This is a genomic window from Providencia sp. PROV116, assembly GCF_028482485.1.
Lineage (GTDB): Bacteria > Pseudomonadota > Gammaproteobacteria > Enterobacterales > Enterobacteriaceae > Providencia > Providencia rettgeri.
Genome location: NZ_JAMPQO010000010.1, coordinates 63,216 through 81,502, shown reverse-complemented (window position 1 = coordinate 81,502; position 18,287 = coordinate 63,216). Strand labels below are relative to the sequence as shown.

The 18,287-nt window shown below is 40.8% G+C and carries 18 protein-coding genes; 9 read left to right on the top strand and 9 right to left on the bottom strand.

What is annotated here, in order from left to right; genetic code table 11:
- Positions 1-42: 42 nt before the first annotated feature.
- The 7 genes from napC to napF are packed head-to-tail and all read right to left on the bottom strand — an operon-like array spanning position 43 to position 5,930.
- The gene (gene napC / locus PSE72_RS07475; protein ID WP_109912715.1) at positions 43-681 is read right to left on the bottom strand and encodes a cytochrome c-type protein NapC; all 639 of its coding nucleotides are present in this window, start codon (positions 679-681) and stop codon (positions 43-45) included.
- Positions 682-690: 9 nt separating this feature from the next.
- Positions 691-1,140: a nitrate reductase cytochrome c-type subunit gene (napB, locus tag PSE72_RS07470; RefSeq protein WP_004913351.1), complete on the bottom strand. Its 450-nt coding sequence runs from the start codon at positions 1,138-1,140 to the stop codon at positions 691-693.
- Positions 1,137-2,000 (bottom strand): quinol dehydrogenase ferredoxin subunit NapH, encoded by an 864-nt coding sequence (gene napH / locus PSE72_RS07465; RefSeq protein ID WP_004262229.1) that lies wholly within the window; start codon positions 1,998-2,000, stop codon positions 1,137-1,139. The genes napB and napH overlap by 4 nt, the downstream gene beginning before the upstream one ends.
- Positions 1,987-2,697 carry a ferredoxin-type protein NapG gene (gene napG, locus PSE72_RS07460; RefSeq protein WP_004262231.1) on the bottom strand — a complete coding sequence of 237 codons (711 nt, stop codon included), beginning with the start codon at positions 2,695-2,697 and terminating at the stop codon, positions 1,987-1,989. The genes napH and napG overlap by 14 nt, the downstream gene beginning before the upstream one ends.
- A 6-nt stretch (positions 2,698-2,703) precedes the next feature.
- On the bottom strand, positions 2,704-5,190 hold the full coding sequence (gene napA, locus PSE72_RS07455; RefSeq protein ID WP_004913361.1) for a nitrate reductase catalytic subunit NapA: 2,487 nt from the start codon (positions 5,188-5,190) through the stop codon (positions 2,704-2,706).
- A complete protein-coding gene (napD, locus tag PSE72_RS07450) occupies positions 5,171-5,449 on the bottom strand; it encodes a chaperone NapD (RefSeq protein WP_004913364.1) in 279 nt (92 codons plus the stop codon). Before napD ends, napA begins: the two co-directional genes overlap by 20 nt.
- Positions 5,439-5,930: a ferredoxin-type protein NapF gene (napF, locus tag PSE72_RS07445; RefSeq protein ID WP_004262238.1), complete on the bottom strand. Its 492-nt coding sequence runs from the start codon at positions 5,928-5,930 to the stop codon at positions 5,439-5,441. Before napF ends, napD begins: the two co-directional genes overlap by 11 nt.
- Positions 5,931-6,736: 806 nt before the next feature.
- Here napF and nrfA point away from each other — a divergent pair.
- The 8 genes from nrfA to yegD all read left to right on the top strand — a co-directional run bounded on the left by nrfA (position 6,737) and on the right by yegD (position 15,836).
- Entirely contained in the window at positions 6,737-8,170 is a 1,434-nt protein-coding gene (gene nrfA, locus PSE72_RS07440) for an ammonia-forming nitrite reductase cytochrome c552 subunit (protein WP_004913367.1), read from the top strand.
- A gap of 47 nt (positions 8,171-8,217) precedes the next feature.
- Positions 8,218-8,787, top strand: a complete 570-nt coding sequence (gene nrfB / locus PSE72_RS07435) for a cytochrome c nitrite reductase pentaheme subunit (protein ID WP_198641416.1) — start codon at positions 8,218-8,220, stop codon at positions 8,785-8,787.
- Positions 8,784-9,455 (top strand): cytochrome c nitrite reductase Fe-S protein, encoded by a 672-nt coding sequence (gene nrfC / locus PSE72_RS07430; RefSeq protein ID WP_004913371.1) that lies wholly within the window; start codon positions 8,784-8,786, stop codon positions 9,453-9,455. Before nrfB ends, nrfC begins: the two co-directional genes overlap by 4 nt.
- On the top strand, positions 9,452-10,408 hold the full coding sequence (nrfD, locus tag PSE72_RS07425; RefSeq protein WP_004913373.1) for a cytochrome c nitrite reductase subunit NrfD: 957 nt from the start codon (positions 9,452-9,454) through the stop codon (positions 10,406-10,408). The genes nrfC and nrfD overlap by 4 nt, the downstream gene beginning before the upstream one ends.
- Positions 10,409-10,432: 24 nt before the next feature.
- Positions 10,433-12,307, top strand: a complete 1,875-nt coding sequence (locus PSE72_RS07420) for a heme lyase CcmF/NrfE family subunit (protein WP_004913376.1) — start codon at positions 10,433-10,435, stop codon at positions 12,305-12,307.
- The gene (gene nrfF / locus PSE72_RS07415) at positions 12,300-13,346 is read left to right on the top strand and encodes a heme lyase NrfEFG subunit NrfF (RefSeq protein ID WP_115166846.1); all 1,047 of its coding nucleotides are present in this window, start codon (positions 12,300-12,302) and stop codon (positions 13,344-13,346) included. Before PSE72_RS07420 ends, nrfF begins: the two co-directional genes overlap by 8 nt.
- 331 nt (positions 13,347-13,677) lie before the next feature.
- Positions 13,678-14,076 (top strand): hypothetical protein, encoded by a 399-nt coding sequence (locus PSE72_RS07410; protein ID WP_115166845.1) that lies wholly within the window; start codon positions 13,678-13,680, stop codon positions 14,074-14,076.
- A gap of 407 nt (positions 14,077-14,483) precedes the next feature.
- Positions 14,484-15,836 (top strand): molecular chaperone, encoded by a 1,353-nt coding sequence (yegD, locus tag PSE72_RS07405; protein ID WP_004913388.1) that lies wholly within the window; start codon positions 14,484-14,486, stop codon positions 15,834-15,836.
- 82 nt (positions 15,837-15,918) lie between these two features.
- Here yegD and PSE72_RS07400 read toward each other — a convergent pair whose 3' ends face one another.
- On the bottom strand, positions 15,919-16,398 hold the full coding sequence (locus tag PSE72_RS07400; protein WP_115166844.1) for a DUF4822 domain-containing protein: 480 nt from the start codon (positions 16,396-16,398) through the stop codon (positions 15,919-15,921).
- A gap of 185 nt (positions 16,399-16,583) precedes the next feature.
- On the bottom strand, positions 16,584-17,438 hold the full coding sequence (locus tag PSE72_RS07395; RefSeq protein ID WP_115166843.1) for a LysR family transcriptional regulator: 855 nt from the start codon (positions 17,436-17,438) through the stop codon (positions 16,584-16,586).
- A gap of 109 nt (positions 17,439-17,547) precedes the next feature.
- On the opposite strand from PSE72_RS07395, the gene PSE72_RS07390 reads away from it, so the two are divergent.
- Complete coding sequence (locus PSE72_RS07390) at positions 17,548-18,018, top strand: multidrug/biocide efflux PACE transporter (RefSeq protein WP_109912721.1); 471 nt, start codon at positions 17,548-17,550, stop codon at positions 18,016-18,018.
- The last annotated feature ends 269 nt before the right edge of the window (positions 18,019-18,287 follow it).

Here is an 18,287-nt window from a genome sequence, read left to right as displayed (position 1 = left end):
ATAATTCATCGATGTAACTCATCATAAAATGATTACCTTGAATTAAAAGCCAGGTTCAACTTCACGCATGTCCGGCAACTTATGGGCGATCCCTTTATGGCAGTCAATGCAGGTTTTACCATCCGTGATGGCTTGGTCATGCATTTTGGCTGCAACTCCTTTTTGTGCTGTAAAGTCCATATACTCAAAGTTATGGCAGTTACGACACTCTTGTGAGTCGTTATTTTTCATTCGTCGCCACTCACTTTGCGCCATCGCTAACCGATGGTCTTCAAATTTTTGTGGCGTATCAATGATGCCAAAAATTTTTCCGTATAACTCCTTACTCGCTTGAATTTTACGCACCATTTTGGGGCCAAACTCATGCGGTACGTGACAATCAGGGCAAGTTGCGCGGACACCACTACGGTTAGTATAGTGAATAGTATCCATATATTCTTCATAGACATTCTCACGCATTTCATGGCAGCTAATACAGAACTCTTCCGTATTGGCCATTTCCATACCGGTATTGAAGCCGCCCCAGAAAATAACACCACTCACGAAACCAATCAGCAATAAGGTTCCTAATGCTAATCGGCTTGGCCTACGCCACCAGCGCCATACTCTGCCGATTAACCCAAACAAGCCCTTTTTCTTCGGCTTGTCATCATTTGTTTGCTTATCATTGTTATTTGACATAATTCCCCCTTATTTCCCAAAACCTTTGGATGGGGTAAATGTGTTATCAACAATCGGTGCTGTGTCTGACTGAGGCACGTGGCACTGTAAACAGAAGTAGCGATTTGGTGCAACTTCGCCAAGGACTTTGCCTGTTGCATCCATAAAGTGCGTTGGGCTGACTCTTGGTGCCCCTGTCGTGCGGTAATTTTCCACACCATGGCATTGCAAGCAACGATTAGTATTGGTGGTAATTTGATAACCTTCAACACTATGTGGGATCATTGGTGGTTGATTCACATAGTTTAATGCCATTCTTTCTTGCTCTTTCGGAATATGAATGCTTCCTTCTGACGTACCGGATACTTCTGGTGATTGGGTCAGGTCTACACCATTAGCAGCCCAAACAAGACTGCTTACAACAAAGGCCATTCCAGCCACCCAACGGCTGATCGTCTTTTTCAGGACAGGATTTTTCATGATTTTGCTCCCGAACTCCATCTTAGTGTTATTTTAAAAACATCCTCAGAACAAACATCGATGCAACGACCGCAAGTGATGCAATCTTTATCGGATATCTGCGCTGGAGCTTGTTTATCTAGGACCGGTGCGCGCAGAACTTGCGGCTCCGGACAAATGTGGAAACAGTCCATACAACGGCTACAGTTTTCTTTATTTTCCGCTGTAACAACCAATGCGCCCTTGCACCCTGCCACGCCATATAGCGCACCTAATGGGCAAAGGTGACCGCACCAACCATGTTCCACAACTAATAAATCGAATAAAAACAGTGCAACTAAAACCAATGCACCGCTGCCAAAACCAAAAATTAAACTGCGCCCCATTAATGAAACTGGATTAAGCCATTCCCAAAGTAAGGTACCTGTAATAGCAGAACCGATCAGGATCACGACCAGCAATACATAGCGAATATTGCGCGGTATTGTTGCGGATTGGTTAAAATCAAATTTACGTCTTAACCACGCCGCCGCATCCGTCACTGGGTTTACAGGACAGACCCAACTACAGAAAATGCGCTTACCCAGCAGTGCATAAACCCCGAATACGATAGCAGCCCCAACTAATGCTGAGATCCCCGGTAAGTAACCACTTGCTAAGCTCTCTAAGGTGATTAATGGGTCAGTCAAAGGTACGGTGTCTAACAATAAGCTACTGCTGTAGTTACCATGTAAAATCCATACCCCAAACCATGGCCCACTCAAGAACATCGCTAACACCAGCAATTGGCTTATACGTCTAAACACCAACCATTTGTGGCTCTGCCACCAGCCTTTTTTTGCCTGAGCTTCACGTCCGGCATCACGTTTACGATTCGCCATTGTTACCCTCCAGCCAACCAAAGCGGTAATGGTGTCCTAACTCACCTTTCGCCAGCGACCTTGGTAATACCTTGATAGCTGCCTCTTCCAATACACATGCCTGTTCACATTTACCGCATCCCGTGCAGTAGTTGCTATTGACGGTGGGTAAGAAGCGCGCGTGCTTACCTGTTCGGTGGTTTTGTTCAAGTTCCAATGTGATGGCTTCATCAATCAGTGGACATACGCGGTAACATACATCACACCTTAGCCCTTGAAAGTTCAGGCAGTTTTCCTGATCGAGTAAAACGGCTAACCCCATGCGTGCATCGTTAATCGACTCAATGTCTTTATCCAATGCACCACTTGGGCAAACCTTGGCGCAAGGAATGTCCTCACACATTTCACACGGATTTTCTCGGGCGATGAAGTATGGCGTTCCAGAAGCCAAACCGGATGCCAATGTCGCTAATTTCAACATGTCATACGGGCAGGCTTGAACGCATTGTCCACAGCGGACACATGCACTGGCAAATGCTTTTTCATCAAGGGCTCCCGGCGGACGAAGCTTAACGCCACTCGCACGGGAAGTTTGTTGCTGAAGCCCCAGCACCACACCAACAGCCGCCAACCCACCCGCAGTACGGGCGACATCGCGTAAAAAGCGACGACGACTATTCTGGGACTTAGCCTGTTGAGACTTAGCTTTCTGGGGCATGAGCAATTACACCTTTTCCAGTTTAACGGCACATTTTTTGTAATCCGTTTCTTTTGAAAGCGGATCGGTTGCATCCAGTGTTAAGTTATTCACTAGCTGCGCAGCATCGAAGAACGCCATGTAAACTAGGCCTTTTGGTGGTCTATTACGGCCACGTGTTTCGACAATCGTGGTCACATCACCACGGCGTGAAACCACTTTGACTTTATCACCACGGCGTAAACCTCTCTCTTTCGCATCGATTGGATGTATAAACACAAGAGATTCAGGGAAAGCACGGTGCAGTTCAGGAACACGGCGTGTCATACTACCGGTATGCCAATGTTCTAATACACGGCCTGTTGATAACCATAAGTCATATTCTTTATCTGGCGATTCCGCAGCAGGCTCAAATGGCAGAGCAAAAATCACCGCTTTACCATCTGGTTTACCGTAGAATTGATAACCCGCGCCAGCCTTAACGTAAGGGTCATTTCCTTCGCTATAACGCCACTGAGTTTCTTTGCCATCAACCACTGGCCAACGGATACCGCGCGCTTTGTGGTAGTCATCAAAATCAGCCAAATCATGACCATGACCGCGACCAAAGCCAGCGTATTCCTCGAACAGCCCTTTTTGTAAGTAAAAACCTAATTCACGAGACTCATCATTAAGTTGGTCTTCTGCTAACTCGCTCACAGGGAACTTCGTTACAGCTTGGTTAGCGAATAACACGTCATATAGGGTTTTACCACGTAATTCAGGTTTTTTCGCGAGTAACTCTTCAGGCCACACTTCATCCGTTGTAAAGCGTTTAGAAAACAGTACCATCTGCATTAAGTCAGATTTTGCTTCGCCTGGTGCCTTAACTTGCTGGCGCCAAAATTGGGTACGACGTTCCGCATTACCGTAAGCCCCTTCTTTTTCTACCCACATGGCTGTCGGTAAAATTAAGTCGGCAGCCAATGCGCTGACCGTTGGGTATGGGTCAGATACCACGATAAAGTTACGTGGGTCGCGCCACCCTGGCATACGCTCTTGGTTGATATTCGGGCCCGCTTGCATGTTGTTGTTACACATTACCCAGTAGAAATTCAATTTACCGTCTTTTAAAGCACGGTCTTGGGCAACGGCGTGTAAACCCACTTTTTCAGGGATCGTCCCAGCAGGTAACCCCCACACACCTTCTACTTTTTCACGGTGTTTTTCATTGGTAACCACCATGTCCGCAGGTAAACGGTGTGAGAACGTACCGACTTCACGAGCAGTACCACACGCTGATGGCTGGCCTGTTAATGAGAACGGCCCACAACCAGGTTGAGAAATTTTTCCTGTCAGTAAGTGCAAGTTATACGCTAAGTTATTCGCCCAAACACCGCGAGTGTGCTGGTTAAAGCCCATGGTCCAATAAGAAACCACTTTCGTTTTAGGGTCTGCGTAAAGTTTAGCGAGTTCTTCTAACTGATCTTTTGGAACCCCGGTCATTTCTGCGGTTTTGTCTAACGTATATTCTGCAACAAAGGCTTTATACTCGTCCCATGTCATTGGCTCAGACGCATCAGAACCTGCATTTTTCGCATTTTGTTCGAGTGGGTGAGTTGGGCGTAATCCATAACCGATATCTGTTGCACCACGACGTAAATTCACGTGTTTATCGAGGAATTCCTGATTAACTGCGTTATTTTGAATGATATAGTTTGCAATATAGTTCAGGATCACCAAGTCAGATTGTGGTGTAAAGACGATGCCGTTATCCGCTAATTCAAAGCTACGGTGTTTGAAAGTCGATAACACCGCAACACGCACGTCAGGGTTAGACAGACGACGGTTGGTGATACGAGACCACAAGATTGGGTGCATTTCTGCCATGTTTGAACCCCAAAGGACAAACGCGTCAGCATGCTCAATGTCATCATAACAACCCATTGGTTCATCCATACCGAAAGTACGCATGAAGCCCACTACCGCAGAAGCCATACAGTGGCGTGCATTAGGGTCTAAGTTATTAGAACGGAAACCACCTTTGAACAGTTTTGATGCCGCATAGCCCTCCCAAACTGTCCACTGGCCCGAACCAAACATACCAATCCCTTCAGGACCTTTTTCTTTTAATGTGGTTTTGACTTTTTCTTCCATGACATCAAAAGCTTGTTCCCACGTGATCGGTGTGAACTCCCCATTTTTATCATATTCACCATCTTTCATGCGCAACATTGGCTGCGTTAAACGGTCTTTTCCGTACATAATTTTTGGTAAGAAATACCCTTTAATACAGTTTAGACCACGGTTTACAGGGGCTTCTGGGTCACCTTGGCTGGCCACAATGCGACCATTTTGAGTTCCCACCAGTACCCCACAGCCTGTACCACAAAAACGACAAGGGGCTTTGTCCCATTTAATACTTTCTTGTTGACCAACCACTGCTTTCGCAATGCTCGGTGCGCCAATACCGGCCGCCGCAGCAGCGGCCGCTATCGCATTGGCTTTCATAAAGCTACGACGACTGAGTTTCATAATCTTCCTCACCTTGCTCTTCCTGCTGATGGTAAACCAGCGAAACATCTAGTACGCCGTCAATATCGCGTACTAAATCAATAGTATCTAACAACGTTCTACTACCTTGCCCTTCAACAACCACAATCAGTTTTCCGTTTTCCGGGGCGCTTAGCGCCACTTCACAATGGGAAAGTTGATTAATTTCTTCGGCCACAGTAGACAGTCGCTCACTTTTTACTTGTACTATTAAACTGCACACTTGATAGTTACTGTGCATGTTCATGCTCCACGGTAATGGCTGAAACTGGGCAACCTGCGACGCAAGCACCACAGCCTGTACAACCTGGTGTTTCTACTTTTGGCTGGTATATACCGGCCATTGACGGACGAAAAGAGATGACTTCAGGCTCACAACTGTCTTGGCAACGACGACATTCAATCGAAAGATAAGCAAGACAATTTTGGCCAATCGAAATTGAGATATCCCAAGGTTGGGAATGTTTTGGTAGGAAAATAGGTTCTGGACATGCTGTTGCACATGCATAGCAAAATGTACATTCACCACGCTTAAAATCAACAACAGGGTAGCCCCCTGCTCCTGGTTGGATAATTGCCGTTTCGCAACTTTCAACACAGGCATTGCAACGGGTACACAATTCGATAAATTGCGTTTCACTACCACTCCATGGCGGCCGAACCACTGGGGCTGCACTACGCCACGCACCAGTTAATACTCCCCGACGGGTGAGATCAACCATGTTTTTTTCCTTTACATTGCCAACAAAAAAACTAAAACGTATTGATAAACCGCATTTTTTATATGTGTATTTATGAGAAATATTAACGATAGAGGTTATAAAAATACATACTACCAAGTGGGTAAAAGAGGTAATTCCCCGTATACGACTAGAAATGCCAACATTTACGTTATTTACTCACCATTAGCTAAAAGTAGCACCAAAATGATAAGCAAGTAGGCCTTTTTAATTATTTATTAACATTTTTTTAATATGTATTATTAATTTAAACTCAAGTTTTAATTTTTTAAATTATAATTCCAGCTCAAAACTACCACTAAAGTGGTATATGCAATGTCATTTAGCAAAAAAATATCTGTATTTTTTTTGATATTAAACAACTTTCATTTCTAACTTTATTTTAAAAACAGCACTCAAATATTTAAAATAAAAAAATTATTTTAAAATCAACAAAATAAAATCAGATAACGCCAAATATCAAAATAAGAATCATTACTAATTAATTATTAAAAGTAACAGTTTAAAACTACAGAAAAATAACTATATCAATTTCAATAATACCTATTTTTTATTATTTCCTCACATTCTATTTCCTTATTACAAATTATCTTTTGATCAAAAACAATATTTTTAGTGTGGTTTTTTGTTACACATATAAATTGGCAATGTCTTGGTAGCAGATGAAAGCTTGCTATCAAACCTAAATAACAAAAAGATACCCAAAATAGTTCGAGTCACAGGTCACATTACAACAACAACTCGAAAAATGAAGGGATGACTGGCTAAAATTACTCGAGGCCCTTTTTATGGCAAACATAAGAAATAATGCACTATGCTTATTGAGTCTGGTTGCAGGAATATTTCTCTTTACCTCTGTTCATGCTCAAACTCCGACTAAAGATAGTACATCTACCATCAACGCACGAAATGAAACTTTCGAAGCTGCTCACCCTGATCAATACCACTCTTGGCGAGCAACATCCGAGCAATCAAACCGAGAAGACGCATTAGCGGAAGACCCTCGCTTAGTCGTTCTCTGGGCTGGATACCCATTCTCACGCGACTACAACAAACCTCGTGGTCACGCCTATGCCATCATCGACGTCCGTGAAACCTTACGAACTGGTGCTCCGAAAGATGCCCAAGATGGCCCGCTTCCGATGGCATGTTGGAGCTGTAAAAGTCCCGATGTGGCTAGGCTTATCCAAGAACATGGCGAAGATGGCTATTTCGAAGGTAAGTGGGCAAAAGGTGGTCCAGAAGTGGTGAATGTCTTAGGTTGCGCAGATTGCCATAAAACCGACTCAGCGGATTTTGCAAAAGGTAAACCAGAGCTAACACTTTCTCGCCCTTATGCAGAGCGTGCAATGGAAGCGATTGGCAAACCGTTTGATAAAGCCAGCCGGTTCGACCAACAGTCCATGGTGTGTGGCCAATGCCACGTAGAATATTATTTCTCTGGTGATAAAAAAGCCGTGAAATTCCCATGGGATAACGGCACCAAAGTGGAAGATATGGAAGTCTACTACGACAACATTGGTTTCTCTGACTGGACCAACTCACTGTCGAAAGCTCCAATGCTAAAAGCCCAACACCCAGAATATGAAACTTGGAGTGCGGGTATTCATGGCAAAAATAACGTGACCTGTATTGATTGCCATATGCCAAAACTGCAAAACGAGAAAGGCGAACTGTATACCAGCCATAAAATTGGTAATCCATTCGACAATTTCGAACAAACCTGTAGCACTTGCCATACCCAAAGCAAACAACAACTGCAAGATGTGGTTGCTGAACGTAAAGTCGCTATCCAAGAGATGAAAATCAAAGCGGAAGACCAATTGGTTCGCGCTCACTTTGAAGCGAAAGCCGCATGGGATGCAGGCGCAACAGAAGATGAAATGAAACCAATTTTAACCGATATTCGCCATGCACAATGGCGCTGGGATTTAGCTATCGCCTCCCACGGTATTCATATGCACGCACCAGATGAAGGCCTACGTATGTTAGGTGGTTCGATGGATAAAGCGGCAGATGCACGTACTAAACTAGCTCGCCTGTTAGGCTCAAAAGGCATCACCCATGAAATTGCCATTCCAGATATTTCAACCAAGGAAAAAGCACAACAAGCCATTGGTTTAGATATGCAAAAAATTAACGCGGAGAAACAAGAGTTCTTAAAAACTGTCGTTCCGCAATGGGATGACCAAGCTCGTAAAAATGACCTATTAGCCAAATAACCATGATTTGCCCCAAATAATGGGGCAATACAACCAATGGAGTGAATATGAGCGTACTACGTTCGTTATTAACTGCTGGGGTGCTGGCAACAGGCTTATTATGGGCAACAGCCGCATCCGCAACCCCACAAATGGCACAAGAAAATGTAGAAGGCCGTTGGGTTGTCACGCAGCAACGCAGTGCTGACAGCGCCTGCTTAGACTGTCATAAACCAGACCAAGAAGGCATGCATGGCACTCACGCAGAAGTGATTAACCCTAACAATAATTTACCCGTGACTTGTACCAACTGCCACGGTAACCCAGGGCCTGATCACCGTGAAGGCGTCAAAGATGTCATGCGCTTTAACAACCCAATGTATAACGTTGAACAACAAAACAGTGTCTGTCTGTCATGTCACTTACCAGAGCAACTACAAAAAGCGTTCTGGCCTCATGATGTCCACGTCACCAAAGTGGCCTGTGCCAGTTGCCATGACCTTCATCCGAAACAAGATACGATGAAGGTACTGACTGATAAGGGCAAAGTAAAAATATGTGTCGACTGTCACTCAGATCAACGCAATAACCCTGATTTCAATCCAGCAGCGGTGAAATTGCGTAAGGAGCAGCCATGAGTTGTTCTCGTCGTCAATTCATTATCTACACAGGAGCACTGGCGGCGGTAGGAGGGGTTGCTAGCCATACGCTAGCTAACACCATGAAAATAGATGGCGTTCGCTACGGCATGGTGCACGATGAAAATCTGTGCATCGGCTGTACGGCGTGTATGGATGCGTGCCGAGAGGTTAACCAAGTACCGGAAGGTGTTTCACGGTTAACCATCATCCGTAGTGAGCCCATAGGCCAATTTCCTGATGTTAAATACCGTTTTTTTCGCCATTCCTGTCAACATTGTGAAAGTGCGCCTTGTGTTGATGTTTGCCCTACTGGTGCCTCTTTTATCGACAAAACAACGGGGATTGTTGATGTAAACCCTGACTTATGTGTCGGCTGCCAATACTGTATTGCTGCCTGCCCTTATCGCGTCAGATTCATTCACCCTATCAATAAAACCGCGGATAAATGTGATTTTTGTCGTAAAACAAATCTAAAAAAGGGTAAGCAACCTGCTTGTGTCGAATCTTGCCCGACCAAAGCATTAACCTTCGGTAATTTAGATGATCCTAAGAGCGATATTTCGTTGATGCTAAAAGAAAAACCGACTTATCGATTCAAGATTGCACTCGGTACTCACCCCAAAATGTATCGAGTCCCGTTCAAATATGGGGAGGTTAGCCAATGACAACAGCTTCTGCTTTCCATTTTGAATCCTTAGTGTGGGACTGGCCCATTGCCGTTTACTTATTCTTAATTGGTATTTCAGCTGGGCTCGTGGTACTTGCGGTACTTATGCGCCAGTATTATCCCACTGCGGCTGGCAGTGATAGCACTCTCATGCGCACAACACTGATTTTAGCTCCGACAACAATCATCTTTGGGTTATTGATCTTAATTCTCCATTTGACGCGTCCATGGACATTCTGGAAATTAATGTTTCATTACAGCCCAACTTCGGTGATGTCGATGGGGGTAATGTTATTCCAAGTGTATATGGCTGTACTTGTTATTTGGCTTGCTAAAATTTATGAAAAAGAGCTCATGGTTTTACAGCAAAAATGGCTGCCTAAGTTTACGCTTATCCCAAGAATATTAACCCTGCTAAATCGTGCGATGCGTTCTCTGGATATTGTAATGCTAGTCTTGGCTGTTTTGCTTGGGGCTTATACCGGATTTTTACTTTCAGCATTAAAATCTTATCCATTCTTAAACAATCCATTATTACCAGCTTTATTCCTATTTTCAGGAATATCGTCAGGTATCGCGGTATCATTAATGGCAATAGCATTACGCTACCGTAAAAATATCCATAACGACGAAACCGCATTTTTACACCGTATCGAAGGCTTTGTTATTTGGCTCGAGATATTCCTATTAGCAGCCTTTTTTGTCGGGCTAGCGTTAGGGGATGACGGGAAAATTCGTTCATTAATTGCCGCATTAGGCGGTGGTTTCTGGACTTGGTGGTTTTGGATTGGCGTTGTCGGGTGTGGTTTTATTATTCCTCTGCTATTCAAAAAATGGATGGATAAAGGACAAGGTGCAGCAAGAGTATTGATTATCAGTGGTGCAAGCTTACTGGGTGTCTTCTGCTTACGCTTCTTTGTGTTATACGCAGGGCAGTTGACCGTCGCATAACTCACTCAAAAATAAGGGTAATCATTGGAACTAATACTCCCAGAAATTGGCTTTCTCTGCCTCGCATTGGCACTCTGTATTGCCTGTTTCCAAGCATTGTTTGGAGTTATTGGTTTCTTCCGCCATATTCCGAGGCAAATGCCTCGGAATATTCTTTGGACCTACTTACAGTTTCTTTTCTTGCTCGTTGCCTATGTTTGTTTAACTCTCAGCTTTATTCAAAGTGATTTTTCAGTCGTGTATGTGGCGCAACATAGCCACCGGCTATCGCCGCTATATATTAAAATTGCCGCAGTATGGGGAGGCCATGAAGGCTCAATATTTCTTTGGCTACTGTTTATCTCTGCTTGGAGTTGCCTATTTGCATGGTGTTATCGTCGGCAAACTCACCCCGTATTTCCTCTCACATTAACCCTACTCGCTATTATTAGTACCGCATTATTACTGTTTATCGTCTTTTATTCGGACCCCTTTGTTCGCATTTTTCCTCCTGCTATTGAAGGGCGAGATCTCAACCCAATGCTGCAACATTGGGGGTTGATATTACACCCTCCACTACTTTATTTAGGTTATAGCGGGTTAATGGTCGTGACCGCCTTGGCACTTGCATCCACGCTGTGCACGCAATTTAACCAAACTGTTGCAAGGCTCTGTTGGCGCTTTGTCGTTCCTAGTTGGTGCATACTCACTTTGGGTATCACACTGGGTTCATGGTGGGCATACAGTGAACTTGGTTGGGGTGGATGGTGGTTTTGGGACCCAGTTGAAAATGCATCGCTGTTACCATGGCTAAGTGCAACTGCGTTATTCCATAGCCTTACCATTTCATACAAAACGGGTCATTATCGTCATTGGTCAATATTACTGGCGATCCTCACATTTATTTTATCTCTATTGGGGACGTTGATTGTACGCTCAGGTATTTTAATGTCTGTCCATGCGTTTGCTTTAGATAACGTTAGGGCTGTCCCCCTCTTTTTACTATTCAGTTTCCTGAGTTTCGGTGCTTTATGTATATATGGTTGGAAAGCTAAAAACATTGATAATTTACCAACCAAAACTAATCGCCGTCAGCTTTATTTATTACTCACTTTAATCCTATTTTCTACTGTATTATTTATTGTCCTGACGGGCACACTTTACCCGATGATTTACACGTTATTTGGTTGGGGAAAAATATCGGTTGGGGCACCTTATTTTAACCAAGCATTACTACCATTTGGTATTTTGATGCTAATCATAATGGCGGTAAGTGCCATTTATCCGCTTAACAAAACTCGGATTAAAGCCCAATGGCGTATTCTTTTCATTATACTTCTCAGTGTATTAGTAAGCTTATCTCTTTGGTCTAAAGGGATTATTATCGCTCTTTCTTGTGGTTTTTTATTTGCTATTTTACTTATCTTTTGGCTACGACCCATCGATGCTATTCGTCAACAATTCCCTTCCCTTATCGCTCATACAGGGGTTGTGATTTTTGCGGCTGGCATTGCCTTATCCATTGGTAGTCACCATGAAACCAGTGTTAGTCTTTCTGTTGGGCAATCTATTTCACTCGCAGATTATCAATTTCAATTCAACGAGTTGCAACTTGAAGCTAAATCTAATTACACTACCGAAAAAGCCATTATACAAATTAGCAAAGCTAACCAACCATTACACCAGCTAATCACCGAGCGCCGCTTTTATACTGCTCGCCAGCAATTAATGATTGAACCCGGTATATATTGGGGGTGGCTACGTAATTGGTATGCGGTATTAGGTGAGAAAACGGGAACAAATAGCTATGCAATACGCCTTTACGTACAAGATGGCATTCAATGGATTTGGAGCGGTGCGTTTGTAATGTGTTTTGGCCTATTAATAAGCTGGATAAAAGGGAGGATAAAAAATGCTTAAAACCCTATTAGCACTATTTTTCCTATGTTGCTCTTTTATATCCAATGCTCAGATTGTTGATGTGTGGCAATTTAATTCTATTGAAGAACAAGAATATTCTTTGCAAATAGCCTCACAATTACGTTGTCCGCAGTGCCAAAACCAAAACTTACTCGAATCCAATGCACCCACTGCAGTAAGTATGCGCCACCAAGTTTTTAAAATGGTTGCAGAGGGGAAAGATAAAGCGCAAATCATGCATTATATGACCGAGCGATATGGCGATTTCGTGCTGTATAACCCTCCCTTGACTATTGGCACCGCACTGCTTTGGGGATTACCGGGCATTGCTCTAGTTGGCATTTTTTATTTCATTTTCAAATTTTATCGCTCACAAAAACAGCCGATTTTAGAGAGCAATTTTCACCATCAGCAGGTATTCGAGCAATTATTGTCAGATGATGTAACAGCGCCATCAGTTGCAAAGCAATGGCATATTAATAAATTACTCGCCATATTAATGGTGTCAGTTGTTATTGGTTACTTTTTTTCGCCTCGGTTTGAATTAGCCTACCAGGAATACCAACGTATTTCAGATCCTCTACTCTCATTCACACCATTGCAGCAAGAACAAAATGATTTATTACGCTTGCAAGATGATATTCGCCAATCCCCTAAAAATAGTGAGCTTTGGGCTACACTAGGTGAATACTATCTCTATCAAAATAGTTATGATAACGCATTAATTGCTTATCATAGAGCGTTAAAATATGGAGGAGAAAATGCTCAGATATACTCCGCTATTGCAACCGTTTTATATTATCAAGCAGGTCAACAACTAACAGAAGATGTCAGAGCGGTAATCAACAAAGCATTAAACCTTGATAAACAAGAAATTACTGCTTTAATGCTAGTCGCTTCAGATGCTTTTATGAATGCAAATTATGAACAAGCAATTGATATTTGGCAAAAATTATTAGATAGTAATAGTTCTCGTATTAATCGTTCTCAACTCATTGAAGCTATTCATATGGCAAAAATAATGAAGAACAAAAAATAAAAATCTTATTTTATTATGAGTTTTGTTACTCTAGGGATTAATACATACTGAATTATCACAATAGTGATAAAGTATCCTTTTATGAAATGTCTATTTATTTAAATGTGTAATTTTTCGTTTCTTATTGATTACCATTGTTTCCCCTCTATATTACTTCAAATTATCTTATGTTAGATTGGTAACCGTTAATTATCCCAAATGTAATCCAAGTATATCTCCGTAAGTGAAATTATCAATTAAAAGTTAGTTTATGCTAATGAATTTTCATTTAATTTTTATATTTTGGCGTTCATTGGGAGGTTCAAAAATAATAACATAAGAAATAAACACTATGAAAAATAAAATATTTTCATTTTTAGTCGTTGGCCTAATTGCAGGCGCTTCCTTTATAGGAGGCGTTGTAAGTAACTATACACCTGATTTAGATATTGTAGAAAAATCTCAAAAAGCGGTTGAGGATTTTTTAGCATTCCCCAAAACGGCCGAGTATAAAAATGTTAAATATCATGAGATAAGAGAAACCTTAGACCATGGTATGCTAGGTTATGTATGCGGTGAAGTGCTTATTTTCACTAGCCAAAACTCATATTCATTTAAACGTTTTGTGGTCAAAACCTATCTTCATGATGACGGCCGTAATGTTGTTTCTATTCCATTAATTGATAGAGATAATAAAGAATTTCCTAATAATGATTTTAATGTAATTTGGAATAAGTATTGTAATAGTTAAAAATATATAAAACCTAACTGTTTAAATAAGATATTTCCGAGAACCTCTTTAATATTACATTAAAATGTTAAAGAGGAGGAAAAATAAAATATTACATCACAAACCACACTCTAAATAAAAATAGCTTTAAATAACCTTAATATTATCGATAGGTATTTTCATTTACCCACCTTAAGCTAAATTAATTACGCCCTTTTTATGAACATCAATAAATCAATCCTTCTATAACGGTTGCATTTTGTCATAGTGCTTCTGTGCTTTCAGAGCATCTAGACAACATGCAATCAATTCAAGCTATCTCCTTTTGAGTTTTTCCCTTCATATCGAACTATTTTTTCGATAGTAATTCATTCCTGCTTGATATAAAGTCTCTGCCTTTTTTCAAAGTCGTTACTCTTGGAGGCGAAATGTTTATTGGTTTTGATTACGGCACATCTAACTGTGCTGTCGCAGTCATGAAAAGCGGGGTACCCACACTATTACCATTAGAAGGCGATAGCGTTTATATTCCATCAACCTTATGCGCGCCAACAAGAGAATCAGTTTCTGAGCATTTATTTCGCCATTGTAAAATCTCCCCCTCGAATGAAATCGGACAACAAATTTTAAAAAGATCTATCGCGTTTAACCGTGATGAAGGGATCGATTTAATACCTGAGGACATTGTATTTGGGCAAGCTGCTTTAGATTTATATCTGAGCGACCCTAGAGATGTTTATTATGTAAAATCCCCAAAATCTTTTTTAGGGGCTTCAGGCTTACATGATACTCAAATTAGTTTTTTTGAAGACCTTGTCTGTGCCATGATGAAAAATATAAAGAATACTGCAGAACATTCTTTACAACAGGTTATTGATGACACAGTCATTGGCCGACCAATTAATTTTCATGGGCGTGGCGGGGAACTTTCAAATCAACAAGCAGAATCCATACTCTATCGTGCGGCAAAACGTGCAGGTTTTAATCATATTACTTTTCAGTTCGAACCTGTTGCTGCCGGGCTTGAATATGAATCAACATTAAGTAAAGACCAGATCATCTTAGTCGTTGATATTGGCGGTGGAACAACAGACTGTTCATTGATTCAAATGGGACCAACTTATCGAGGCGCACAGGACAGAACACAATCCTTACTTGCACATAGTGGCCAACGAGTGGGTGGAAACGACCTTGATATTTACCTAGCATTAAAACAATTAATGCCACTTTTTGGAATGGAAAGCCAATCTTTATCAGGCATTAAAATGCCATTTCTACAATTTTGGAACCCGATTGCTATCAATAATGTTGAAGCGCAAAAAGAATTTTACTCACGACAAAATTTGACTGCATTAACACGCTTAAAACAAGATGCAAAAGAGCCTCAAATAATATCTCGATTGTTAGAAGTTTATAATGAAACATTAGGTTATAGCTTAGTACGTAAAGCTGAAGAAGCTAAAATTGCTTTATCGGACGCTTCCAGTTATTTAGCTCAAATTAAATTAATTTCTGAAAAACTAGAAGTGAATATTCCACATGAACAAATGGTGGAATCAATTGAATCACCAAAAAGTAAAATGATTGAATTAGTTAAAGAGGCTGTCAACCAAGGTGGGGTCAAACCTGATGCTATTTACGTTACAGGTGGAAGTGCTCGCTCACCAGTATTACACCAAGCAATTAGCCAAGAATTACCAAATATTCCGATAATACGTGGAGATGATTTTGGTTCCGTTACTGCTGGACTAACGCGCTGGGCAGAAACCTGTTTTAAATAAAGCTACAATAGAGCAATAATGCCGCAGAATAAATTACTCAATCAATGAGCTTTATATCTAGACTGCGGCATTGGTTTAAATGTTATTTTTTAACTTTATGGACAATATCAAAGTACTTATCTTTGCTATCTTGCTCTGGATAAATACGATACGTATATTCTTCAGGTGTTACTGTGACATTTTCAACAACACGAGTAAATAAAACTTTACCGTCATCATCTTTCGCTGTTAATGAGCGGCTTTTGCCATTTTCATCAAATGACCAGTCACCTTTCATTTTTGGTTTGCCATCGAACGTGGTCATATTAAAGGTCCCGTCTGGATAATATTCGGCAACCCCAAAGAAGTTTGCAACTTGTTTATCTTCTGCATTAACTTCTTTTTTATCTTGATCTAAAGCTTCTGTCGTTACCCAGACTTTGCCTACCATAATTTCTTCGTAAGCATTTAATTTATGTTCTGCCTTCTGTGATTGGCTTGCTGCTGGAGTTGTCGCTGCATTAACAGCAAATGACATAGTAGATGCAACAGCAAAGAGTGTAGGTACTAATAATTTTTTCATTTTTATCCTCTAATAAATTAACTCAAACAACAATTTGATTAAGTTTAGATTAGCGATATAAAGCCAACTTTAAAAATTATATTACGTTTATTTACAAGATAACATCTTATTACATTTAATATAGACTGTTTTACAAAATAAAATATAGCACAAACACATTGATTTTAAAATTAATCTCCTTAAATTTAGCTATTAAGTAATTTATTAATCAGCCAGTAACCCGCTTTTCCTGGTGGATTATTCTTAGACCAAACTAAATCCACATCAATTTTACGTGGCCATAAATCATAATTAATACTCACTAAACGGTTATGGCCAAATTGCTTAACTAACCATGTCGGTAATATTGCCCATCCAGCTCCTTGTTCTGCCATTTCTAATAATAGTAAATAATTTGGCGCAAACCAGTTCTTTTCACTATTAATAATAATTTGGCTACTACTGCTTAGCCGTAGTTGGCGTGTCATTGTTAAATGCTGATAAGTAGTTTTTTTCTCTTTAGCTAATGGATGGCTATTTAATACATATAAACCTAATTCACCTTGAATAGGTAAACGAGAAAAAGAAATATCTGCAGGATATTCTGTTCGAGATTCCATCATACCAACATGAGCCTGTTGGTTTTGGATCATTTCAATAACGGCATTATTTTCTGCAATTAAAAACTCGAACTCAAGATGCGGAAATTGTCTATCTAATGTCGTTACAATATGTTCAGCATGAGGGGGCTGATAAATATCTGAAAAAGCGCAGCTTAATCTTGGTTCTATATCTGGTAGCAGTTCAACTCGAAGCGCTTGAAGACGCTCATCTGCCGATAAAATATCCTCAACTAAACTCAAAACTTTTCTACCTGCAAAAGTTAATGTTGATTCACGTCCCTGCCTATCGAATAACAAAAAGCCCAAGTCGTCTTCAAAACCACTGATTGTCGTACTCACAGTTGATTGGCTTTTATTTAATTTACGAGCCGCAGCAGAGAATGACCTTAGGGATGCCGCCTCCACAAAGGTACGCAATGTTTCTATAGAATAATTCATAAGGTATCGCTTTTTCCGATGGCTGCCATTTTGTATATATATAAAAAAAAGCAAATAATTGCACCCGATTTTTACCCATAAAATAATTTTCCATATCTTTGAGGTAGTTATGAGCAAGTATACAAAAACATTAACTGAACGAATTTTTCATGCAGTTTCATTTGAAGTCATCGCGATCGCGATAACTGCACCGGTCAGTGCGTGGCTTTTAGGACGCTCAATTTTCCAAATGGGAACAGTCGCTATTGTCTTGTCGACACTGGCAATGCTATTAAACTTATTTTATAACATGGTCTTTGATCGTTATTGGCCCTTATCCAAAGGGCCTCGCCCAGCCAAAGTACGCATTTTTCACGCCGTTGGATTTGAATTGAGCTTTGTGATCATGGGTGTACCAATGCTGGCGTTTTTACTTAAAATGTCATTCTTAGACGCATTCTTACTTGAAATCGGCTTTTTTGCCTTTTTCTTATTTTATACTTATGCGTTTAATCTTGTATATGACATCTTACGTGAGCGTTGGTTTGCGAATAAAGAAAATGCAATACGCGTCTCAGAAACAGCGGTTAAACGTTCTTAATTTTAATTAAATATTCAAACACCGTGTAGCTTATCTATACGGTGTTATTTATGTATCATAAATACGGTAAACACGCCGAAATAATTCTCTCTTTTTTTTTTTGCAAAATGATGAATGCGTTTTATGCACTTATCATATGCATAGATGTCAATTTCATCATTGAACATGATCACCTATATTGACGCCATCGTAATGATTAGTCCTACGATAACTTTATAAAAATACTACTTAGATGCGTTTATCTATCAATAACAGACCTAAGTTCGAGT